General features: G+C 53.3%; 22 protein-coding genes. All 22 read left to right on the top strand.

The genetic code is table 11. The features are described 5' to 3' along the window. Window positions 1-33 precede the first annotated feature (33 nt). The 22 genes from rpoB to rpsN all read left to right on the top strand — a co-directional run bounded on the left by rpoB (window position 34) and on the right by rpsN (window position 21,910). On the top strand, window positions 34-4,107 hold the full coding sequence (gene rpoB / locus BMW46_RS10730; RefSeq protein WP_074708333.1) for a DNA-directed RNA polymerase subunit beta: 4,074 nt from the start codon (window positions 34-36) through the stop codon (window positions 4,105-4,107). A gap of 102 nt (window positions 4,108-4,209) precedes the next feature. Beyond that, window positions 4,210-8,439: a DNA-directed RNA polymerase subunit beta' gene (rpoC, locus tag BMW46_RS10735; protein ID WP_074708336.1), complete on the top strand. Its 4,230-nt coding sequence runs from the start codon at window positions 4,210-4,212 to the stop codon at window positions 8,437-8,439. An 89-nt stretch (window positions 8,440-8,528) separates the two neighbouring features. Next, the gene (locus BMW46_RS10740; protein ID WP_074708338.1) at window positions 8,529-9,938 is read left to right on the top strand and encodes an aspartate aminotransferase family protein; all 1,410 of its coding nucleotides are present in this window, start codon (window positions 8,529-8,531) and stop codon (window positions 9,936-9,938) included. A gap of 421 nt (window positions 9,939-10,359) precedes the next feature. Beyond that, window positions 10,360-10,737 carry a 30S ribosomal protein S12 gene (rpsL, locus tag BMW46_RS10750; RefSeq protein WP_011380119.1) on the top strand — a complete coding sequence of 126 codons (378 nt, stop codon included), beginning with the start codon at window positions 10,360-10,362 and terminating at the stop codon, window positions 10,735-10,737. Between the two features lie 86 nt (window positions 10,738-10,823). Next, window positions 10,824-11,294, top strand: a complete 471-nt coding sequence (gene rpsG / locus BMW46_RS10755; protein WP_011380120.1) for a 30S ribosomal protein S7 — start codon at window positions 10,824-10,826, stop codon at window positions 11,292-11,294. 130 nt (window positions 11,295-11,424) lie between these two features. Further along, window positions 11,425-13,515 carry an elongation factor G gene (gene fusA, locus BMW46_RS10760; protein WP_074708343.1) on the top strand — a complete coding sequence of 697 codons (2,091 nt, stop codon included), beginning with the start codon at window positions 11,425-11,427 and terminating at the stop codon, window positions 13,513-13,515. 23 nt (window positions 13,516-13,538) lie between these two features. Continuing rightward, window positions 13,539-14,729: an elongation factor Tu gene (gene tuf, locus BMW46_RS10765; protein WP_074708320.1), complete on the top strand. Its 1,191-nt coding sequence runs from the start codon at window positions 13,539-13,541 to the stop codon at window positions 14,727-14,729. Window positions 14,730-14,815: 86 nt separating this feature from the next. Next, window positions 14,816-15,124: a 30S ribosomal protein S10 gene (rpsJ, locus tag BMW46_RS10770; RefSeq protein ID WP_011380122.1), complete on the top strand. Its 309-nt coding sequence runs from the start codon at window positions 14,816-14,818 to the stop codon at window positions 15,122-15,124. 109 nt (window positions 15,125-15,233) lie between these two features. Next, entirely contained in the window at window positions 15,234-15,944 is a 711-nt protein-coding gene (rplC, locus tag BMW46_RS10775; RefSeq protein WP_074708346.1) for a 50S ribosomal protein L3, read from the top strand. Continuing rightward, on the top strand, window positions 15,944-16,564 hold the full coding sequence (gene rplD, locus BMW46_RS10780) for a 50S ribosomal protein L4 (protein ID WP_074708450.1): 621 nt from the start codon (window positions 15,944-15,946) through the stop codon (window positions 16,562-16,564). Before rplC ends, rplD begins: the two co-directional genes overlap by 1 nt. Continuing rightward, window positions 16,561-16,896, top strand: coding sequence for a 50S ribosomal protein L23 (gene rplW, locus BMW46_RS10785; protein WP_074708348.1), 336 nt, complete (start codon window positions 16,561-16,563; stop codon window positions 16,894-16,896). Before rplD ends, rplW begins: the two co-directional genes overlap by 4 nt. After that, on the top strand, window positions 16,896-17,729 hold the full coding sequence (gene rplB / locus BMW46_RS10790) for a 50S ribosomal protein L2 (protein WP_074708351.1): 834 nt from the start codon (window positions 16,896-16,898) through the stop codon (window positions 17,727-17,729). The genes rplW and rplB overlap by 1 nt, the downstream gene beginning before the upstream one ends. A 6-nt stretch (window positions 17,730-17,735) precedes the next feature. After that, window positions 17,736-18,017, top strand: a complete 282-nt coding sequence (gene rpsS / locus BMW46_RS10795; RefSeq protein WP_074708352.1) for a 30S ribosomal protein S19 — start codon at window positions 17,736-17,738, stop codon at window positions 18,015-18,017. An 11-nt stretch (window positions 18,018-18,028) separates the two neighbouring features. Next, entirely contained in the window at window positions 18,029-18,376 is a 348-nt protein-coding gene (gene rplV, locus BMW46_RS10800; RefSeq protein ID WP_074708355.1) for a 50S ribosomal protein L22, read from the top strand. A 15-nt stretch (window positions 18,377-18,391) separates the two neighbouring features. Further along, on the top strand, window positions 18,392-19,252 hold the full coding sequence (gene rpsC, locus BMW46_RS10805; protein WP_074708357.1) for a 30S ribosomal protein S3: 861 nt from the start codon (window positions 18,392-18,394) through the stop codon (window positions 19,250-19,252). Next, a complete protein-coding gene (rplP, locus tag BMW46_RS10810; RefSeq protein ID WP_074708360.1) occupies window positions 19,236-19,652 on the top strand; it encodes a 50S ribosomal protein L16 in 417 nt (138 codons plus the stop codon). Before rpsC ends, rplP begins: the two co-directional genes overlap by 17 nt. 2 nt (window positions 19,653-19,654) lie before the next feature. Continuing rightward, window positions 19,655-19,855, top strand: a complete 201-nt coding sequence (gene rpmC / locus BMW46_RS10815; RefSeq protein WP_074708362.1) for a 50S ribosomal protein L29 — start codon at window positions 19,655-19,657, stop codon at window positions 19,853-19,855. Further along, a complete protein-coding gene (gene rpsQ, locus BMW46_RS10820) occupies window positions 19,852-20,118 on the top strand; it encodes a 30S ribosomal protein S17 (RefSeq protein WP_074708365.1) in 267 nt (88 codons plus the stop codon). Before rpmC ends, rpsQ begins: the two co-directional genes overlap by 4 nt. Before the next feature lie 197 nt (window positions 20,119-20,315). Continuing rightward, complete coding sequence (gene rplN / locus BMW46_RS10825) at window positions 20,316-20,684, top strand: 50S ribosomal protein L14 (RefSeq protein ID WP_011380133.1); 369 nt, start codon at window positions 20,316-20,318, stop codon at window positions 20,682-20,684. 22 nt (window positions 20,685-20,706) lie between these two features. After that, complete coding sequence (gene rplX, locus BMW46_RS10830; protein ID WP_074708367.1) at window positions 20,707-21,024, top strand: 50S ribosomal protein L24; 318 nt, start codon at window positions 20,707-20,709, stop codon at window positions 21,022-21,024. A 34-nt stretch (window positions 21,025-21,058) separates the two neighbouring features. Beyond that, complete coding sequence (rplE, locus tag BMW46_RS10835) at window positions 21,059-21,598, top strand: 50S ribosomal protein L5 (RefSeq protein WP_011380135.1); 540 nt, start codon at window positions 21,059-21,061, stop codon at window positions 21,596-21,598. A 6-nt stretch (window positions 21,599-21,604) separates the two neighbouring features. After that, window positions 21,605-21,910, top strand: a complete 306-nt coding sequence (gene rpsN, locus BMW46_RS10840; protein WP_074708370.1) for a 30S ribosomal protein S14 — start codon at window positions 21,605-21,607, stop codon at window positions 21,908-21,910. The last annotated feature ends 68 nt before the right edge of the window (window positions 21,911-21,978 follow it).

The following is a 21,978-nucleotide window of genomic DNA, read 5'->3' on the forward strand; positions in this document are numbered from 1 at the left end:
TGTCAATCCATCTTCTGATCTTCCGGAGAGTCCATGAGTTATTCGTTCACCGAGAAAAAACGTATTCGTAAAAGTTTCGCCAAGCGTGCAAGCGTCTTGCCGATTCCCTTTCTTCTCGCTACGCAAATCGAATCTTACGCTGCTTTCCTGCAAGCCCACGTCGATCCTGACCAACGCGCTCCGGAGGGGTTGCAAGCCGCCTTTCTGTCGATCTTTCCGATCGAGAGTCATTCCAGGAATGCACGCCTCGATTTCGTCAATTACGTACTCGGTGCGCCTCCTTTCGACGTGAAGGAGTGTCAACAACGTGGCCTTACCTATGCTTCTCCCCTGCGGGCGAAGGTGCGCTTGACCATTATGGATAAGGAGGCGTCCAAGCCGACCGTCAGGGAAGTGAAGGAGCAGGAGGTTTACATGGGCGAGATTCCGCTCATGACGAATACCGGCTCGTTTGTGATTAACGGCACCGAACGCGTAATCGTGTCCCAGTTGCATCGTTCGCCTGGGGTATTTTTCGAGCACGATCGCGGTAAAACGCATTCATCCGGTAAATTGCTTTTTTCCGCACGTATCATTCCTTACCGCGGTTCCTGGCTTGATTTTGAGTTTGATCCCAAGGATTACCTCTATTTTCGGGTCGACAGGCGTCGCAAAATGCCCATTACCGTGCTGCTGAAGGCCATTGGATATACACCCGAGCAGATCCTGGAGAATTTCTTTTCTTTTGACTCTTTCTATATATCGCGGAAAAGTATTCTTTTTGAGCTGTTACCGGAGCGTTTGCGGGGTGATACCGCGCGCTTCGATATCCTGTCGAAAAGCGGCAAGGTTATAGTCCAGAAGGACAAGCGCATTACTGTGAAGCATGTGCGCGAAATGCAGCAAGCGGGTATAGACAGGCTTGAGGTGCCGGAAGATTTCCTGTTGGGGCGGGTGTTGGGCCACAACGTAGTGGATAAGGAAACGGGAGAAATTCTCGCGCTTGCCAATGATGAAATTACGGAAACCTTGCTTGGTAAGCTGCGGGATGCCAATGTAGAAGAGATCCGTACGATTTATACCAATGATCTCGATCAGGGCGCATATATATCGCAAACGCTCAAGATAGACGAAACCGCAGATGAGATGGCCGCGCAGGTTGCGATCTACCGCATGATGCGACCGGGTGAACCTCCTACCGAGGAGGCAGTCAAAGCACTCTTCATCGGATTGTTCTATGCCCCCGAACGCTATGACCTCTCAGTGGTAGGGCGAATGAAATTCAATCGCAGGGTCGGTAAGACAGAGTTGGATGGGCCGACCACGCTATCCAATGAAGATATCATTGCAGTGATCAGGATTCTGGTAGAGCTCCGTAACGGTCGTGGGGAGATTGATGATATCGATCACTTGGGCAATCGCCGCGTACGCTCCGTGGGTGAATTGGCGGAAAACCAGTTTCGCTCTGGCCTGGTGAGGGTCGAAAGAGCAGTAAAAGAACGTCTGAGTCAGGCCGAATCAGAGAATCTGATGCCGCATGACCTGATCAATGCCAAGCCGGTATCTGCGGCGGTGCGTGAGTTCTTCGGTTCCAGTCAGTTATCGCAGTTCATGGACCAGACCAATCCACTCTCTGAAATCACGCACAAACGTCGTGTGTCCGCGCTTGGGCCTGGTGGTCTGACGCGCGAGAGGGCGGGGTTTGAGGTCCGTGACGTACACCCGACTCATTATGGGCGGGTATGTCCGATCGAAACGCCAGAAGGCCCCAACATTGGTTTGATCAACTCGCTGGCGTTATATGCCCAGACCAATGAATACGGCTTTATGGAAACGCCTTATCGCAAGGTAACAGACGGTTTGGTCACTGACGAGATTCATTTTCTTTCAGCCATTGAGGAGGGGCAATATGTAATTGCCCAGGCAAACGCCGAACTGGATGGAGACGGCAGATTCACCAATGACATCGTTTCCTGCCGCCATAAGAACGAGTTTACCCTAGCGACCCCCGACCGGATTGAATATATGGACGTGGCGCCTGCGCAGATTGTCTCGGTGGCCGCCTCGCTGATTCCCTTCCTGGAGCATGATGACGCCAACCGGGCATTGATGGGTTCCAACATGCAGCGGCAGGCGGTGCCTTGTCTGCGCGCCGAGAAACCTCTGGTCGGAACGGGAATCGAGCGCGTCGTTGCCGTCGACTCCGGCACCGCGGTAAAAGCGGTGCGGGGCGGCGTCGTGGATTATGTTGACGCGAGCCGTATCGTGGTGCGGGTGCACGACATCGAGACGCGTGCGGGTGAAGTGGGCGTAGACATCTACAACCTCACGAAATATACGCGTTCAAACCAGAATACCAATATCAACCAGCGGCCGCTGGTGAAGGTGGGCGATGTGATCGCGCGCGCAGATGTGGTCGCGGACGGCGCTTCCACCGACAAGGGTGAGCTTGCGCTGGGGCAGAACATGCTGGTCGCGTTTATGCCGTGGACCGGTTACAACTTCGAAGATTCCATTCTCATTTCCGAGCGTATTGTGGCGGATGACCGCTTTACCTCCATTCATATCGAAGAATTGTCGGTGGTAAGCCGCGATACCAAGCTTGGAACCGAAGAAATTACCGGCGATATTTCAAACCTGTCGGAGGCGCAGCTAGGCCGTCTGGATGCTTCGGGCATTGTGCATATCGGGGCCGAGGTGGAAGCCGGTGACGTGCTGGTGGGCAAAGTGACGCCCAAGGGGGAAACCCAGCTTACGCCGGAAGAAAAACTGTTGCGTGCAATTTTTGGCGAGAAAGCTTCCGATGTGAAGGATACTTCCCTGCGAGTGCCATCCGGCATCTCCGGAACGGTGATCGATGTACAGGTCTTCACCCGGGAAGGTATCGAACGGGACAAGCGTGCGCAGCAAATCATTGACGATGAGCTGAAGCGGTACAAGAAAGATCTGGCCGATCAGATGCGGATCGTGGAGGCTGACGCATTTGTCCGGATCGAGCGCCTGCTCATCGGCAAGATTGCCACCGGCGGTCCCAAAAAGCTTGCCAAAGGTGCGACCATCACCAAGGAGTATTTGGAAAGCATTGACCCCCACCATTGGTTCGACATACGGCTGGCGGATGAAGGGGCGAGTGTACAGCTCGAACAGATCGAAGAGGGCCTGGCGCAAAAACGCAAGGCATTCGATGCGGCCTTCGAGGAGAAGAAAAAGAAGCTCACCCAGGGCGATGAGTTGCCTCCAGGCGTGCAGAAAATGGTCAAGGTATACGTGGCGGTGAAGCGGCGCCTTCAGCCGGGAGACAAAATGGCCGGCCGTCACGGCAATAAGGGGGTCATTTCGAAGATCGTGCCAGTGGAGGATATGCCTTATATGGCCGATGGCACCCCCGTGGATGTGGTGCTGAATCCGTTGGGTGTACCGTCACGCATGAATGTGGGGCAGATCCTAGAGACGCATCTCGGCTGGGCGGCTAAAGGTCTGGGACAGAAGATCGGCGATATGTTGCGCGCAGGCAAGGAGGCCGCCGAGCTGCGAGCCTTTCTTGACAAGATATATAACACCAGTGGAAAACCGGAAGATATTACCTCCTTGACCGACGGGGAAATCGCGGATCTGGCAGGAAACCTCCAGGATGGAGTGCCCTTCGCCACACCGGTATTTGATGGCGCCACGGAGCAGGAAATCAAGGACATGCTTGAACTTGCCGGTTTACCGCGTTCAGGACAGGTGACCCTTCATGATGGTCGTACCGGGGAGGCCTTCGATCGCCCGGTTACCGTCGGTTACATGCATGTGCTGAAACTGCACCACCTGGTGGACGACAAGATGCACGCCCGTTCAACCGGTCCCTACAGTCTTGTCACTCAGCAGCCGCTCGGAGGCAAAGCCCAGTTCGGGGGCCAGCGTTTCGGAGAAATGGAGGTGTGGGCGCTCGAAGCGTACGGATCCGCCTATACGCTGCAAGAAATGCTGACAGTCAAATCGGATGATGTGAACGGGCGCACGAAAGTATACGAGAGCATTGTGAAGGGCGACCACAAGATCGATGCGGGCATGCCGGAATCCTTCAACGTGCTGGTGAAGGAAATCCGGTCGCTGGCCATGGATATCGACCTGGAGCGGCATTAGCAATTTTTATTCTGGAGGTATGAGAATCAGATACCTTTTTGCTGCGTTTGCTTTTTCACCGGATAATTTTTTGCATAGACCCCTGATCAACAGGAGTGACAAATGAAAGCACTGCTTGATTTATTCAAACAGGTTACCCAGAAAGAAGAGTTCGATTCGATCAAGATCGGTCTGGCTTCTCCCGAGAAAATACGTTCCTGGTCCTATGGTGAGGTGAAGAAGCCGGAAACCATCAATTATCGTACGTTCAAGCCCGAGCGAGACGGCCTGTTTTGTGCAAAAATCTTTGGTCCCGTAAAGGATTACGAGTGCCTTTGCGGAAAGTACAAGCGTTTGAAACATCGCGGCGTGATCTGCGAGAAATGTGGTGTCGAGGTCACGTTATCCAAAGTGCGGCGCGAACGCATGGGCCATATCGAACTGGCCTCCCCTGTGGCGCACATCTGGTTCCTGAAATCATTGCCATCCAGATTGGGGATGGTGCTGGATATGACCTTGCGCGATATAGAGCGGGTGCTCTATTTCGAGGCGTATGTAGTAACGGATCCGGGGCTGACGCCTCTCCAGCGATGCCAGTTGCTGACGGATGACGATTACCGGGCCAAAACCGAAGAATATGGGGATGATTTCCGCGCGAGCATGGGCGCGGAAGGTATTCGTGATCTGTTGAATACCCTGAATATTCGTGTAGAAATCGATGATCTTCGCCGTGAAATGGGAACGACCGGCTCCGAAACGAAGATGAAGAAGATTTCCAAGCGCCTGAAAGTGTTGGAAGCATTCAGCAAATCCGGCATCAAACCGGAGTGGATGATCCTGGCCGTGCTGCCCGTACTGCCTCCCGAATTGCGGCCACTGGTGCCACTGGATGGAGGACGTTTTGCAACTTCCGATCTCAACGATTTGTATCGTCGCGTCATTAACCGCAATAACCGATTGAAACGTTTGCTCGAACTGAAGGCACCGGAAATTATCGTGCGCAACGAGAAGCGCATGCTGCAGGAAGCGGTGGATTCACTGCTGGATAACGGCCGTCGCGGCAAAGCCATGACGGGCGCCAACAAACGCCCGCTGAAATCGCTTGCGGATATGATCAAGGGCAAGGGGGGGCGCTTCCGCCAGAACCTGCTTGGAAAACGCGTGGATTATTCCGGACGGTCGGTCATCGTGGTGGGGCCGCAGCTCAAGCTGCACCAGTGCGGTTTACCCAAGAAAATGGCGCTGGAATTATTCAAACCCTTTATCTTCAATAAGCTGGAGATAATGGGTATCGCCAGCACGATAAAGGCTGCGAAACGTGAGGTCGAAAACGAAAGCCCGATCGTGTGGGACATCCTGGAAGATGTCATTCGCGAGCATCCTGTAATGCTGAACCGGGCGCCGACCCTGCATCGGCTGGGTATTCAAGCGTTTGAGCCGGTCCTGATAGAAGGCAAGGCTATCCAACTGCATCCGTTGGTATGCGCCGCTTTCAACGCGGACTTTGACGGCGATCAGATGGCAGTCCACGTGCCGCTTTCGCTGGAAGCGCAAATGGAGTGCCGCACGCTGATGATGTCGACCAACAACGTCTTGTCGCCGGCTAACGGCGAACCCATCATCGTGCCGTCGCAGGACATCGTGCTGGGGCTGTACTACACCACGCGCGAGAGGGTTAATGCGCGGGGCGAGGGCATGTATTTCGCCAATATCAGCGAAGTTTCCCGTGCCTACGAGAATCGGGTTATCGAGCTGAATGCCCGAATTTCCGTGAGGATCCCTGAATATGAGCTGGGTGCGGACGGAGAGCGGCGCGAAAAGATCACGCGTTATGAAACCACGGTAGGACGCGCATTATTGTCGGAGATTCTCCCTACCGGGCTGCCTTTCCCGCTGATCAACAAGGTACTCAAGAAAAAAGAAATCTCCAAGCTCATCAATGCAAGCTTCCGTCGCTGTGGCCTGCGCGAAACCGTGATTTTTGCCGATAAGCTGATGTATGCCGGTTTCAGCTATGCCACTCGGGCTGGGATTTCGATCTGCCTGGACGATATGCTTACCCCCGCGCAGAAGGATGCGATCATCAGTGCCTCCGAGAAGGAAGTGCAGGAGATCGAACTCCAGTATACGTCCGGTCTTGTCACCCAAGGTGAACGTTACAACAAGGTTGTGGACATATGGGGCCGCGCAGGCGACCAGGTTGCCAAGGCGATGATGGATCAGCTCGGGGTCGAGCCGATCATCGATCCGGAAACTGGAGGCGCTAAAACGGGCGAGTCAGGAAAACCTCTGATTCAGGAATCGTTCAATTCCATCTATATGATGGCGGATTCGGGCGCTCGCGGTTCTGCTGCCCAGATCCGTCAGTTGGCAGGAATGCGCGGATTGATGGCCAAGCCGGATGGTTCAATCATCGAAACGCCTATCACGGCTAATTTCCGCGAAGGATTGAACGTTCTGCAGTACTTTATTTCCACTCACGGTGCGCGCAAGGGTCTGGCCGATACGGCGCTGAAGACGGCCAACTCTGGCTATCTTACCCGCCGGCTTGTCGATGTGACACAGGATCTGGTCGTAACCCAGGAGGACTGTGGCACCAGCAACGGCGTGGTGATGAAGGCATTGGTCGAAGGTGGCGAGGTCATCGAAGCGTTGCGCGAACGCATCCTCGGCCGTGTGGTGGCCAATGATATTATCAATCCGGAGCATCAGGCGGTGATTTATCCGGCAGGCATGCTGCTGGATGAAAATGCAGTGGATGCCATCGAGATGCTGGGTATAGATGAAGTGAAGGTTCGCACTCCGCTTACCTGTGAAACCCGCTATGGTCTGTGTGCCAAATGTTATGGACGCGATCTGGGGCGCGGTACCCCGGTCAATGTTGGCGAAGCGGTGGGCGTGATCGCCGCTCAGTCGATCGGTGAGCCTGGCACTCAGCTGACCATGCGCACTTTCCATATCGGCGGGGCGGCTTCCCGAACCGCGGTCGCAAGCCAGGTCGAGAGCAAATCCAACGGTATTGTGCGGTATTCACCAAGTATGCGCTATGTGACCAATGCACGTAGCGAACTGATCGCGATTTCCCGCAGCGGCGAAGTCGTGATTCAGGATGATAACGGACGTGAGCGGGAACGGCACAAGGCGCCGTACGGTGCGACCTTGCTGATTCGTGACGGAGAAGTCGTGAAAGCGGGGCAGGTACTGGCGGCATGGGATCCGCATACGCGTCCAATCATTACTGAATACTCTGGCAAGGTCCGCTTCGAGAACGTGGAAGAAGGCGTGACGGTAGCCAAGCAGATAGATGAGGTTACCGGTTTGTCCACGCTGGTGGTGATCGATCCGAAGCGCCGCGGGGTGGTGCAAACGAAGGGATTGCGTCCGGTGGTGAAACTTCTGGATGACGAGGGAAAGGAAGTGCGGCTGGCGGGCAGTAATTTGTCGGTTCACATCACCTTCCAGGTAGGTTCCATCATCACTGTTCGGGACGGGCAGCAGGTCAGCGTGGGCGAGGTTCTCGCGCGTATTCCACAGGAAAGCTCGAAAACGCGGGACATTACGGGCGGTTTGCCTCGCGTTGCGGAATTGTTTGAAGCGCGTTCCCCTAAGGATGCGGGCGTACTGGCAGAAGTCACCGGAATCGTATCCTTCGGCAAGGATACCAAGGGCAAGCAACGGTTGGTCATCACTGACCTGGATGGGGTGTCGCACGAATATCTCATTCCCAAGGACAAGCACGTGACTGCCCATGATGGACAGGTGGTGAACAAGGGAGAAAGCATCGTCGACGGTCCTGCTGATCCACACGATATTCTCCGTCTGCTGGGGGTGGAAGCGCTGGCGCGCTATATCACCGACGAGGTGCAGGATGTGTACCGCTTGCAGGGCGTCAAGATCAACGATAAGCACATCGAGGTGATAGTACGTCAGATGCTGCGCCGTGTGCAGATCGTGGATTCCGGCGATACGCGCTTCATTCCGGGTGAACAGGTTGAACGCGCCGAAATGCTTGCGGAAAACGAACAGGTTGAATTGGAGGACAAGAGGCCGGCAACCTATGAATATATGCTGCTGGGCATCACCAAGGCTTCGCTGTCCACCGACTCGTTCATTTCGGCAGCCTCGTTCCAGGAGACTACACGGGTGCTGACCGAAGCGGCTATCATGGGCAAGAAGGATGATCTGCGCGGACTGAAAGAAAACGTTATTGTAGGACGCCTTATTCCCGCAGGTACGGGTTTGACCTTTCACAATACCCGCAAGAGGCAGCGCCTCATGCTGGATACCGGGGAAGCGCCTCCTTTGAGTGAGGAAGAGACAGGAGAAATTAGAAACAGTGGATACGCTGTCTGAAAACAGGCGGGGAAAGGGAAGCTCGCGAGCCTCATCCTGCTCACTGGCAATGTTGGCATTTAGCCTAGGGTGTCTGACGGAATCGAATCATGCCCATCGATATTAATGCCATCATTGCCGAAACTCGCGGCAAAAACTTCGAGCTTTACGAAGAGCATATAAATCCGGTCTTCGTCAAGGTACTGCGTACACTTGGATTCAATCGAGCCTGGGTGAGAGGGGAGGGTGCTTATCTCTGGGATGAGACAGGCACGCGCTATCTCGATTTTCTGACCAACTGGGGTGTTTTCAATTTCGGGCGGCGGCATCCTGCTATCCGTAATGCACTGCAGCAGGTAATGGATTCCGAGTTTCCCGGCTGGGTGGGTTTTGATGCTCCGCCGCTCGCCGCGGTACTGGCGCGCGAACTGGTAAAACGAATGCCTCCGGGGCTGGATACTGTTTACTTCAGTAACTCCGGTACGGAAGCAATCGAAGCTGCAATCAAATTTGCACGTGGGTATACAGGCCGGCCCTCTACTGCACATCTCGCCAAGGCATTTCACGGCCTGACCATGGGGTCCTTGTCACTGAACGGGGAAGCAAGTTTTCGCAGGGGCTTTGAGCCAATGCTTCCTGGCAGTTCAGAAGTGAAAATGGGTGACCTGGCCGCACTGGAAGCGCGTCTGGCAAAGGGCGATGTCGCGGCCTTCGTCTTTGAGCCGATACAGGGTAAGGGTGTCAATATTGCCAGTGACGAGTACCTGCTGGGTGCACAGGAGTTATGCCGAAAATATGGCACCTTGATGGTTTGCGACGAAATTCAATGTGGTATGGGTCGCACTGGGCGTTTTCTGGCCAGTCAATGGGTTCCCGATTTCCGGCCAGATATCGTCTGTCTTTCCAAGGCGCTTTCCGGAGGCTATATTCCAGTCGGCGCGACGATTACCCGACGTGCCGTCTACGATAGTGTTTACGACAGTCTGCATCGTGCGATCGTTCATGCATCCACTTTCGGGATGGGCAATATGGCGATGGTCGCAGCTTTGGCCTCACTCAGCGTTCTGGACGATGAGAAGCTCATGGATCGGGCCATTGTACTCGGGGAGCGTTTCAGGAAAGGAATCGAGGCGATGGTGCCGCGCTTCGAATTTCTCAAGGGGGTGCGGCAGCGCGGGCTCATGATTGCAATCGAGTTTGGCCAGCCGGAATCAATGTCGCTACGAGCTGCATGGGCAATGGTCAACAAGATGGATGAAAACCTTTTTGCTCAGGCAATCGTTCTTCCGCTTCTTGACGATCATCATATTCTTACCCAGGTAGCAGGTCATGCCATGCCCATTGTCAAAATTCTGCCGCCGCTGAATATCGACGAGAGCGATGTCGACTGGTTCCTCGCCGCGCTCGAGGATGTCATGATAAAATTGCACAAGTTCCCGGGCCCCGCCTGGGAGGTTTTGAAGAAGCTCGGCAACCATGCGCTGACTGCCAAAAAGCGCGAGGCGCGAGTAACTGCATGAGATGCATGGCAGGGACACGAACTGGACTGTTCTTTATCGGGTTTCCTTATGTTGAATTCCTGACAGGTTTGCTGTATTCCGCATTTGATTGAGGTTGTTCAGGAGTTTTACCGCAGCGCAATCCATAGCTACCGCACGGTTGATTTCGACTCGCGGTCCTGTTTTGTAATCTGCTTTTGTTTCAAAGTCTCTGATGGTTGTCGAGCAGGATTTTTCCGCTTCGCACCATTTCGCCCCTGGTAAAACTGTCATTGCTTATTGAAAACAAAAAGGCTTTAGCTTGACAGGGCAAGATAAAGTCCATAGAATTCGCAGTTTTTTAGCCGCCGGCGGATCGACAGCGTGAGCGGCTGGACAGGGAAGTAAATTTATATTGGCAGCGGGACAGGTGAGTTGTCCTCCCGTTTTTCTGGAAAATAAAATGCCGACAATCAGTCAGTTAGTACGTAAGCCGCGCGCGGCGAAACCTCTGAAAAGCAAAGTTCCTGCATTGGGAAACAGTCCTCAAAAGCGGGGAGTTTGCACACGGGTTTATACCACCACGCCCAAAAAACCGAATTCGGCTTTGCGCAAGGTGGCGCGTGTCCGCTTGACTAATGGCTTCGAGGTATCCAGTTATATCGGTGGAGAAGGTCACAATCTTCAGGAACACTCGGTAGTTTTAATTCGGGGCGGTCGTGTCAAGGATCTGCCGGGCGTGCGCTACCATACTGTCCGGGGCAGTCTGGATACTGCCGGAGTCAAGGATCGCAAGCAGGGGCGATCGAAATACGGCGCCAAAAAGCCGAAGTCGGCTTAAAAACAATTTGAATTCCTGACACAACCAGACGATTGATCGAGATTGCCCCGATAACGTAAGTTGAATAATTACGCCAAGGTTAGAAAATGCCAAGACGGAGAGAAGTTCCAAAACGCGAAATTTTGCCGGACCCAAAGTACCATAATGCCGAAGTGGCAAAATTTGTCAATGTATTGATGACGCGAGGCAAGAAATCCGTGGCGGAGCGGATTATTTACGGGGCCATGGATCAGATTCATAAGAAAACGGGCAAGGATCCGGTGGAAGTATTTACGCAGGCGCTGTCCAATGTCCGTCCAATGGTGGAAGTAAAAAGCCGCCGCGTTGGCGGCGCCAACTATCAGGTTCCGGTGGAAGTCCGGTCGATTCGGCGTAACGCCCTCGCAATGCGGTGGTTACGTGATGCGGCGCGTAAAAGAGCTGAAAAATCCATGGGCGCCCGGTTGGCAGGTGAGTTGGCAGAAGCTGCCGAAGGCAGGGGTGGGGCGGTCAAGAAACGCGAGGAAGTTCATCGTATGGCCGAGGCGAACAAGGCATTTGCGCATTATCGATTCTGACGGCAATAATGGGGCAGGGAGACCTGTCATCATGACCTGGTTTGCCTGATTCGGATTGAAAAGTCGCTGATTTTTAGCTGCCGGGAGCATTGTGCCACCGGCAGTTTTCCAATTTTAAGGCTAGAAAACTGTGGCAAGAAAGACACCTATCGAACGTTACCGAAATATCGGCGTCATGGCGCATATAGATGCCGGAAAAACTACGACCACTGAACGCATCCTGTTCTATACAGGCGTATCGCATAAGCTTGGTGAAGTGCATGACGGTGCGGCTACCATGGACTGGATGGAGCAGGAGCAGGAGCGCGGCATTACAATTACCTCCGCCGCCACCACATGCTTCTGGAAAGGGATGGATCATAATTACCCGGACCATCGCATCAATATCATCGATACGCCGGGCCACGTTGATTTCACCATCGAAGTGGAGAGATCGTTGCGTGTTCTCGATGGTGCCTGCACTGTATTTTGTGCAGTGGGGGGCGTGCAGCCCCAGACCGAGACGGTATGGCGTCAAGCCAACAAATATAAGGTTCCCCGTCTTGCTTTTGTCAACAAGATGGATCGTGCCGGCGCCAATTTCATGCGTGTTTATGAGCAGATACAAAGCCGACTCAAGGCGCATCCCGTGCCCATTCAGTTACCGATAGGCGCGGAGGACAAATTCGAGGGCGTTGTTGATCTGATCAAGATGAAGGCTATTCATTGGGACGATGCCAGTCAGGGGATGAGATTCGAGGAACGCGATATTCCCGCGAATATGGTTGAAGATGCCAAATCCTGGCGCGAGAAGATGGTGGAGTCGGCTGCCGAGGCGAATGAAGAACTGATGAACAAATATCTGGAAGAAGGCGATTTGTCGCCTGCGGATATTAAGCAGGGTCTTCGCATTCGCACTCTTGCCAATGAAATCGTGCCCATGCTCTGCGGATCTGCCTTCAAGAATAAAGGCGTGCAGGCAATGCTTGATGCCGTGCTGGATTATTTGCCATCCCCAGCCGACATCGAGGCAATTGACGGCGAGAAAGAGAGCGGGGAGCACGCTGAGCGCCATGCGAGTGATGAGGAACCGTTTGCTGGTCTTGCTTTCAAGATTGCCACTGATCCCTACGTCGGTCAGTTGATTTTTTTTCGCGTTTACTCGGGAGTCGTAACCTCTGGTGATACCGTTTATAACCCGATCAAGGGGCGCAAGGAGCGGATTGGAAGACTGTTGCAGATGCATGCCAACCAGCGTGAAGAAATCAAGGAAGTCCGGGCGGGGGATATAGCTGCGGCAGTGGGCTTGAAGGAGGCGGTTACCGGGGACACGCTATGTGATCCTGGCGATGTCATCACTCTGGAGCGCATGGTATTTCCGGAGCCAGTGATTCACGTTGCGGTGGAACCGAAAACCAAGCTGGATCAGGAAAAAATGGGCATCGCATTGAATCGTCTTGCCCAGGAAGATCCTTCCTTCCGTGTGCGTACCGATGAGGAATCCGGCCAAACCATCATTTCCGGAATGGGCGAGCTGCATCTGGAAATCATTGTGGATCGGATGAAACGTGAATTTGGCGTCGAAGCCAATGTGGGGGCCCCTCAGGTGGCCTATCGCGAAGCAATCCGGAAATCGGTGGATGTCGAAGGCAAATTCATCAAGCAGTCCGGCGGCCGGGGTCAGTATGGGCATGTCTGGATCAAGATGGAGCAGAACGAGGCCGGCAAGGGCTTCGAGTTTGTTGATGCAATCAAGGGTGGAACCGTGCCCAGGGAATATATTCCTGCGGTGCAGAAAGGCCTTGAAGAAACACTTCCGAATGGCGTGCTGGCGGGTTTTCCGGTGGTGGATGTCAAAGTCACATTGTTCGACGGCTCTTACCATGATGTCGATTCGAATGAAAACGCGTTCAAGATGGCTGCCTCGATTGCATTCAAGGATGGTATGCGCAAAGCCAATCCTGTACTGCTGGAACCGATGATGGCCGTAGAGGTGGAAACGCCCGCAGACTTCATGGGGAATGTCGTAGGGGATTTGTCCTCCCGACGTGGCATGATTCAGGGCATGGACGATCTGCCTGGCCTCAAGGTCGTACGCGCAGAAGTGCCGCTGGCGGAAATGTTTGGCTATGCAACTTCGTTACGGTCTGCAACTCAGGGCCGGGCTACATATACGATGGAATTCAAGCATTACGCCGAAGCGCCGAAGAACGTGGCCGAAGCGATCATAAGCAAGAAATAATCGTCATCAAATAAAGGGACATCATGGCAAAGAGCAAATTTGAGCGGACGAAGCCGCACATCAACGTAGGGACGATAGGGCACGTGGACCATGGGAAGACCACGTTGACGGCGGCGATCACGATGGTATTGGCGAAGAAGTTTGGTGGGGAAGCGAAGAGTTATGCGCAGATAGACTCGGCGCCTGAAGAGAAGGCGCGGGGGATCACGATCAACACCTCGCACGTGGAGTATGAGACGGAGAAGCGGCATTACGCGCACGTTGACTGTCCTGGTCACGCGGACTATGTAAAGAACATGATCACGGGTGCGGCGCAGATGGATGGTGCGATTCTGGTGGTATCGGCGGCGGATGGACCGATGCCGCAGACGCGGGAGCACATTCTTCTGGCGCGGCAGGTAGGAGTTCCCTACATTATCGTCTACATGAACAAGGCGGACATGGTGGACGATGCGGAGCTTCTGGAGTTGGTGGAAATGGAAGTGCGGGAACTGCTGTCCAAATACAACTTTCCGGGAGATGATACCCCGATAGTGATCGGTTCTGCATTGAAGGCGCTGGAAGGCGACCAGAGCGACATAGGCGAACCTTCGATCTACAAGCTTGCGGCAGCGCTGGACAGCTACATACCGGAGCCGCAACGGGCGGTGGATGGCGCTTTTCTGATGCCGGTTGAAGACGTTTTTTCCATATCTGGTCGTGGCACGGTGGTGACGGGGCGTGTTGAGCGTGGCGTCATCAAGGTAGGTGAAGACATCGAGATCGTGGGATTGAGGCCTACCACCAAGACGGTGTGCACGGGCGTTGAGATGTTTCGCAAGCTTCTGGACCAGGGGCAGGCTGGAGACAACGTAGGCGTATTGCTGCGGGGCACCAAGCGCGAGGAAGTGGAGCGCGGGCAGGTGCTGGCCAAGCCTGGGAGCATTACCCCGCACACCAAGTTCACAGCCGAGATTTATGTTCTGAGCAAGGAAGAAGGTGGGCGTCACACCCCCTTTTTTCAGGGATATCGTCCGCAGTTTTACTTCCGCACGACGGATGTGACGGGAGCAATCGAGTTGCCTGCGGGCACGGAGATGGTGATGCCCGGGGACAATGTGTCGGTGACGGTAAACCTGATTGCGCCGATTGCGATGGAAGAAGGTCTGCGTTTTGCGATTCGTGAAGGCGGCAGGACCGTTGGCGCAGGCGTCGTGGCAAAAATTATCGAATAGCAACAGGATCAAGGATCGGATTTAAGATTTACGCAGGGTGCGTGGTCGGCAATTCGGAATCCGAGTCCTCAACCTGAGGTTGGATTATGCAAAGTCAGAAAATACGTATTCGTTTGAAAGCGTTCGATTACCGGTTGATAGACAAATCGGCGCTGGAGATCGTGGAAACCGCAAAACGCACCGGTGCCGTCGTCAAGGGTCCGGTGCCTCTGCCAACGCGCATCGAGCGTTTTGATGTGCTTCGTTCGCCTCATGTCAACAAGACTTCACGTGATCAATTCGAAATCCGGACTCATTTGCGGCTGATGGATATCATGGATCCAACCGATAAAACGGTGGATGCGTTAATGAAGCTGGATTTGCCTGCCGGAGTGGATGTCGAGATAAAGTTGTAGTTTTCCAACGCAACTCTGAGTATGTTCGCAACGAATAACTCGAGTTCCTGTTCAATCAACATAAATTGCCGGTCAATTGTAATCGGCACCTTTTAGAAGGGTAATTAGAATGAGTTTAGGGCTCGTCGGCCGCAAGGTCGGCATGACTCGTATTTTCACCGAAGAAGGTGATAGCCAGCCCGTCACAGTGCTGGACGTGTCTAATAATCGTGTCACACAGATCAAGACGTCGGCCACTGACGGGTATTCCGCGGTGCAAGTCACATTTGGCAAGCGTCGGGCCATTCGCGTAAACAAACCTTCGGCCGGGCATTTTGCCAAGGCAGCTGTAGAGGCGGGAGAGATTCTGAGAGAGTTCCGCGTCGCAGAAGAAACCCTTGGAACCCTCAGCCCCGGCACAGTTATTGGGTTGGATATTTTTCAGCCGGGGCAGAGAGTGGATGTAACCGGTATCTCGATCGGAAAGGGCTATGCCGGCGCCATCAAGCGTCACGGCTTCGCTTCTAACCGGGCGAGTCATGGTAACTCACGGTCTCATAATGTTCCTGGTTCCATCGGCATGGCGCAGGATCCCGGGCGCGTCTTCCCCGGAAAGCGTATGTCCGGTCATCTGGGAAATGTGAGGCGCACCATTCAAAATCTGGAAATACTGCGAATCGATGCCGAGCGCGGGCTGTTGATCATCAAAGGTGCCATTCCCGGATCGAAGGGGGGGGACGTGACAGTTTCGCCAAGCGTTAGATCTGCAAGGCCGACCAATAACGGCAATGTCAATGCCGCCGCAAAAGGCGGCGCGAAATCTGGCAAGAAGGGTGGATGATGGAACTTAAACTGATTGACGATAATGGGCAGTCGTCTGCAAGCGTTTCAGCTTCCGAAACCCTGTTTGGCCGGGAGTATAATGAAGCCCTCGTGCATCAGGTTGTAACAGCCTATCTTGCCAATGCACGCAGCGCCAACAGGGCGCAAAAGGCTCGATCGGATATCGCCAAATCGACTCGCAAGCCATGGCGGCAGAAGGGTACGGGACGCGCTCGCGCCGGTATGGCGTCGAGCCCTCTATGGCGGGGCGGAGGGAAAATATTTCCCAACAGCCCGGAGGAAAATTTCAGCCATAAAGTCAATCGCAAGATGTATCGCGCGGGTATCGGCGCGATTCTCTCGCAACTCGTTCGTGAAAACCGATTGTCGGTAGTGGAAAATTTTATTGTTGATGCACCGAAGACGAAAGTATTGGCACAGAAGTTGAAAGATATGGGACTGGATCAAGTCATGATCATTACAGATAACATTGATGAGAATCTTTATCTCTCGTCAAGAAATCTTCCGCTCGTCAAGATTGTTGAAGCGGGTTATGCTGATCCAGTCAGCCTTATGCGCTTCGCAAATGTAGTAATTACGCGTAATGCGCTGGCAAAAATGGAGGAGATGCTTGCATGAGCGGCCAAACATTCAACCCTGAGCGCCTGATGCAGGTGATACTGTCGCCTCAGATATCGGAAAAAGCGACGTTTATAGGCGAGAAACACAATCAGCTTATCTTCCGCGTGGCTCCAGATGCAACAAAGCCGGAAATCAAAGCCGCAGTGGAATTGATATGGAAGAATCAAAAGGTTGAAGTGGAAAGCGTGCGCATATCCAATGTCAAAGGCAAGGAAAAGCGTTTTGGCCGTTTCATGGGGCGGCGCGGTGGCTGGAAGAAGGCTTACATCAGCATCAAGGCCGGCCAGGAAATCAATTTTTCTGAAATTGCCCAAGGAGAGGTCAAGTAATGGCGCTGGTTAAAGTCAAACCGACCTCTCCAGGTCGTCGGGCGGTAGTCAAAGTCGTCAATGCTGGCCTGCACAAGGGTGCACCTTACCCGCACCTCCTGGAGAAGCAGAATCATACTGCCGGACGTAACAATAAGGGGCAAATCACTACCCGTCACATGGGCGGGGGTCACAAGCAGCATTACCGCATCGTGGATTTCCGTCGTAACAAGGATGGAATCGCGGCCAAAGTGGAACGGCTGGAATATGATCCGAATCGCAGTGCGAATCTCGCACTTCTCTGCTATTCCGATGGCGAACGCCGCTACGTTATTGCGCCAAAAGGTGTCATTGCAGGCATGCAACTGATGAGTGGCGCAGATGCGCCTATAAAAAACGGCAATGCGTTGCCGTTGCGCAATATCCCTGTCGGCAGCATCATTCACTGCGTGGAAATGATGCCGGGTAAAGGCGCACAACTTGCTCGTTCAGCTGGAGCTTCGGTTCAACTTCTCGCGCGCGAGGGAGATTATGCCCAATTGCGTCTGCGCTCGGGGGAAATCCGCAGGGTACATGTGAACTGTCGTGCGACGATCGGGGAAGTAGGAAACGAGGAACATAACCTGCGAGCTATCGGCAAGGCAGGAGCCCAGCGATGGCGCGGCATCAGGCCAACGGTGCGTGGGGTGGCGATGAATCCGATAGACCATCCCCATGGCGGGGGTGAAGGTAAAACAGCGGCGGGACGTCATCCTGTCAGTCCGTGGGGAACGCCTTCCAAGGGTTTCCGCACGCGGGTAAACAAGCGTACCGACGGCATGATTGTGCGACGTCGTTATTCAAACAAGGGATAATGAATCATGGCTCGTTCTATAAAGAAAGGCCCATTTGTTGATCTGCACCTCCTGTCCAAAGTGGAGGCCGCTCGTGAAACCAATGACAAGCGACCTATCAAGACCTGGTCGCGCCGCTCAACGGTATTGCCGGATTTCATTGGCTTGACGATCGCCGTGCATAACGGAAAGCAGCACGTTCCAGTATATGTTACTGAGAACATGGTTGGGCACAAGCTCGGCGAGTTTTCTCATACACGTACTTTCAAGGGGCATTCCGGCGATAGAAAAGCGGCTGGAAGGAAATAGGAATAATCACCATGGAAACAACTGCTGTATTGCGCGGAGTCAGGTTGTCTGAGCAGAAAGGCCGGCTCGTTGCGGATCAGATCCGTGGATTGCCGGTGGAGCGCGCACTCAATCTGCTTGCATTCAGTCCGAAAAAGGCTGCAGTCATCATTCGTAAGCTTCTCGAATCAGCCATCGCAAATGCCGAGCATAACGAGGGGGCTGACATAGACGAGTTGAAGGTGTCCAAGATATATGTCGACAGGGGACCATCGCTCATGCGTACCAGTGCGCGCGCCAAGGGGCGGGGCAATCGCATTGTCAAGCCAACTTGTCACATTCTTCTTACTGTTGGCGATAAAGCCAGCAACAAAAAATAAGGCTGAACAGGCATTATGGGACAAAAAATACATCCGACAGGTTTTCGGCTTTCCGTCCTGAAGAACTGGTCATCCAAATGGTATGCCAACGGAAAAAATTTTCCCGGCATGCTGAACGAAGACATCAAGGTTCGGGAATATTTGAAAAAGAAACTGGCGCATGCGTCTGTCGGTCGCGTGGTTATCGAACGGCCATCGAAGAATGCGCGTATCACGATCTACAGTTCACGCCCAGGGGTAGTGATAGGCAAGAAAGGTGAGGATATCGAGGTTTTGCGGGGAGCGCTGCAAAAGCTCATGGGTGTCCCGGTGCATGTAAATATCGAAGAAATCCGCAAACCGGAAATTGATGCACAGTTGATTGCCGACAACATCGCGCAGCAACTGGAAAAGCGCATTATGTTCCGCCGTGCAATGAAGCGTGCTATGCAGAATGCGATGCGTCTGGGTGCTCAGGGTATCAAGATCATGAGTTCAGGTCGGTTGAACGGCATTGAAATTGCCCGTACTGAATGGTATCGGGAAGGACGTGTGCCCCTTCATACACTGCGGGCCGATCTCGATTACGGAGTCTCGGAGGCCAAGACAACCTATGGCGTGATCGGAATCAAGGTTTGGGTATTCAAGGGTGAAGTGATAGGTCGAGGTGAGCAGGCCGGTGCGGGTACAGCCGCAACGCAGGCGCTCCCCCCGGCGGGAGAACCGGAAACCAGGCGTCCGCCGCGCAGGCCGGCGGGAAGGGCAGATGCCAGATCGGACGGGAAAGCTGGTGAGAAGAAAGCTCCCAGAAAGTCTGATAGCAGTTCTGAGGAACCCGCCACAAAGCCAGCAAAGAAGCCAGTAAAGCCAGGAGTGAACGATGCAGCAGCCAGCTAGAACAAAATATCGCAAGCAGCAAAAAGGGCGGAATAAGGGCATTGCAACCCGGGGCGCCAAGGTCAGTTTTGGCGAATACGGACTCAAGGCCGTGGGACGGGGGCGTTTGACAGCCCGGCAGATCGAAGCTGCGCGACGCGCGATGACCCGCCATATAAAGCGGGGCGGGCGTATATGGATTCGTATTTTTCCGGACAAACCCATTTCGCATAAACCCGCCGAAGTCAGGATGGGTAACGGAAAGGGTAATCCGGAGTACTTCGTGGCAGAAATTCAGCCAGGCAAAATGTTGTATGAAATGGATGGTGTCGACGAGGTGCTGGCGCGACAGGCCTTCCGGCTCGCGGCTGCCAAGCTTCCGATCCTGACAACTTTCGTTGTACGACAAGTAGGCGGTTAATCATGAAATCCAGAGCCAAGGAACTCAGAAACAAGAATCCCGTGGAATTGCAGCAGGAGTTGCTGGAGCTGCTGAGGGCGCAGTTTGGTCTGCGGATGCAACATGCAACCCAACAGTTAAGCAATACTTCCCAGCTGAGCAATATTCGCCGGGACATAGCGCGTACCAAAACCATTCTTAGCCAGAAGGCAAGACAGTCATGAGCGAAGCGAATTTAAACCGTACTCTTAGCGGAAAAGTAGTGAGTGATAAAATGGACAAGACTATTACTGTTCTGGTTGAACGTAAGGTCAAGCATCCGCTTTACGGAAAGATTATGGTTCGCTCCAAAAAATATCACGTTCATGACGAAGCCAATGAGTTTCACACCGGGGACGTGGTGGTGATAGAAGAATGCCGTCCGCTATCCAAAACAAAAGCCTGGCGTGTCGTCAGATTGATGCAGAAAGCCGAACAGGTGAGTTGATTACGAGGAAAACGGGCTTTTGGAAGTGTTTTCTTCCTTGTTTTTGTAATCAGGTTGCCTTATAATTCTGCCTCTTCATTTTTCAGATATCTTAATTTTTTGCGGCCTGTAAATTCTGGCGGCATTACAACCCGAACGGGTTCCAATACTATCAAGCCTTTTATTAGGCTGGAAAAGTTGGAGAGAGTGAGTAAATCATGATCCAAATGCAATCCATTCTGCAAGTCGCCGACAATACCGGCGCACGGTCGCTTATGTGCATCAAGGTGTTAGGCGGTTCTAAGCGACGTTATGCGGGTATTGGCGATATTATAAAAGTCAGCGTAAAGGATGTGGCGCCTCGTGGTCGCGTCAAAAAAGGTGAAGTGTACAATGCAGTCGTAGTACGAACTTCAAAAGGGGTGCGTCGCGCGGATGGATCATTAATCAAGTTCGATGGCAACGCCGCAGTACTGTTGAATGCCAAACTGGAACCAATCGGCACGCGCATTTTTGGTCCTGTTACACGTGAGTTGCGTACTGCACGTTTCATGAAAATTGTTTCGCTTGCACCTGAAGTACTGTAGGGCGCGAGATAAGGAATCAAACATGAGCAAAATAAAGAAGGGAGATGACGTAGTTGTCATCTCCGGCAAGGACAAGGGTAAACGTGGCACGGTTCTGCGCGTCATGAAGCCGGATCTTGTGGTCGTTGAAGGTGTCAATCGCCTCAAGAAGCATCAGAGACCCAATCCGAATAAAGGCGACACGGGTGGAATCGTCGAACTGGACAGTCCTATCCAGGTTTCAAACATTGCAATCTACAATCCCACAACCCGGAAGGCAGACCGGATAGGTTTCAAAGCCGTTGAAGGAAAAGGCAAGGCTCGCTGCTTCAGGTCGAATGGGGAGCTGATTGATGCCTAAGGGTTAGGACCTAAGGGTTAGGGGAAAACAATATATGGCGCGTTTACAAGAGTATTACCGTAGTACTGTAGTCCAGCAGTTGATGGAGCAATTTGGCTATAAGTCTGTGATGGAGGTGCCGCGCATTCGCAAAATTACCCTTAATATGGGGGTGGGCGAGGCGGTTGCCGACAAAAAAATCATGGATAACGCTGTGGGTGACATGCAAAAGATTGCAGGCCAGAAGCCTGTGGTGACGAAAGCCAGAAAATCCATTGCCACTTTCAAGGTGCGTGATGGCTATCCGGTAGGCTGCATGGTTACGCTGCGCCGCGTTCGCATGTACGAATTCCTCGACCGTCTAGTGAATATCGCTATACCGCGTATTCGCGACTTTCGCGGTATTTCGGGTAGATCCTTCGATGGGCGCGGCAATTATAATATGGGTATAAAGGAGCAGATCATTTTCCCTGAGATCGAATATGACAAAATCGATGCCTTGCGGGGGATGAACATCACGATTACCACGACTGCAAAGACAGATGCGGAAGCAAAGGCATTGCTGGCAGCATTCAAATTTCCATTTAAAAACTGAGGGAGCATGGCTAAGGTAGCTGTTATTAACCGTGATCTGAAACGTCGGAAAATCGTCAAAAAATTCGAGGCGCGACGTGCTGAGCTATTGGCGACCATCAATGATGCCAGCGTAGGTGACGAGGACCGTCATTCGGCCAGGATCAAGTTGCAGATGTTGCCGCGCAATGCCAGCCCAGTCCGGTTGCGCAACCGCTGCTCGCTCACAGGCCGCCCTCGAGGGGTATACAGCAAATTTGGGTTGGGTCGTGGCAAGCTTCGTGACATCGCCATGAGCGGAGAGATTCCGGGCATGATCAAGGCGAGCTGGTAGGGAGTGAGGGTAATAATTGATGGCGTTTGATTCAAGGAATCGAACAGACCGCGTAAATTTATGGATCA

The organism is Nitrosospira multiformis, from assembly GCF_900111585.1.
GTDB lineage: Bacteria > Pseudomonadota > Gammaproteobacteria > Burkholderiales > Nitrosomonadaceae > Nitrosospira > Nitrosospira multiformis_B.

Coding starts and splice junctions, on each gene's coding strand:
- rpoB (WP_074708333.1), top strand. CDS start 34: ATGAGTTATTCGTTCACCGAGAAAAAACGTATTCGTAAAAGTTTCGCC.
- rpoC (WP_074708336.1), top strand. CDS start 4,210: ATGAAAGCACTGCTTGATTTATTCAAACAGGTTACCCAGAAAGAAGAG.
- BMW46_RS10740 (WP_074708338.1), top strand. CDS start 8,529: ATGCCCATCGATATTAATGCCATCATTGCCGAAACTCGCGGCAAAAAC.
- rpsL (WP_011380119.1), top strand. CDS start 10,360: ATGCCGACAATCAGTCAGTTAGTACGTAAGCCGCGCGCGGCGAAACCT.
- rpsG (WP_011380120.1), top strand. CDS start 10,824: ATGCCAAGACGGAGAGAAGTTCCAAAACGCGAAATTTTGCCGGACCCA.
- tuf (WP_074708320.1), top strand. CDS start 13,539: ATGGCAAAGAGCAAATTTGAGCGGACGAAGCCGCACATCAACGTAGGG.
- rpsJ (WP_011380122.1), top strand. CDS start 14,816: ATGCAAAGTCAGAAAATACGTATTCGTTTGAAAGCGTTCGATTACCGG.
- rplC (WP_074708346.1), top strand. CDS start 15,234: ATGAGTTTAGGGCTCGTCGGCCGCAAGGTCGGCATGACTCGTATTTTC.
- rplD (WP_074708450.1), top strand. CDS start 15,944: ATGGAACTTAAACTGATTGACGATAATGGGCAGTCGTCTGCAAGCGTT.
- rplW (WP_074708348.1), top strand. CDS start 16,561: ATGAGCGGCCAAACATTCAACCCTGAGCGCCTGATGCAGGTGATACTG.
- rplB (WP_074708351.1), top strand. CDS start 16,896: ATGGCGCTGGTTAAAGTCAAACCGACCTCTCCAGGTCGTCGGGCGGTA.
- rpsS (WP_074708352.1), top strand. CDS start 17,736: ATGGCTCGTTCTATAAAGAAAGGCCCATTTGTTGATCTGCACCTCCTG.
- rplV (WP_074708355.1), top strand. CDS start 18,029: ATGGAAACAACTGCTGTATTGCGCGGAGTCAGGTTGTCTGAGCAGAAA.
- rpsC (WP_074708357.1), top strand. CDS start 18,392: ATGGGACAAAAAATACATCCGACAGGTTTTCGGCTTTCCGTCCTGAAG.
- rplP (WP_074708360.1), top strand. CDS start 19,236: ATGCAGCAGCCAGCTAGAACAAAATATCGCAAGCAGCAAAAAGGGCGG.
- rpmC (WP_074708362.1), top strand. CDS start 19,655: ATGAAATCCAGAGCCAAGGAACTCAGAAACAAGAATCCCGTGGAATTG.
- rpsQ (WP_074708365.1), top strand. CDS start 19,852: ATGAGCGAAGCGAATTTAAACCGTACTCTTAGCGGAAAAGTAGTGAGT.
- rplN (WP_011380133.1), top strand. CDS start 20,316: ATGATCCAAATGCAATCCATTCTGCAAGTCGCCGACAATACCGGCGCA.
- rplX (WP_074708367.1), top strand. CDS start 20,707: ATGAGCAAAATAAAGAAGGGAGATGACGTAGTTGTCATCTCCGGCAAG.
- rplE (WP_011380135.1), top strand. CDS start 21,059: ATGGCGCGTTTACAAGAGTATTACCGTAGTACTGTAGTCCAGCAGTTG.
- rpsN (WP_074708370.1), top strand. CDS start 21,605: ATGGCTAAGGTAGCTGTTATTAACCGTGATCTGAAACGTCGGAAAATC.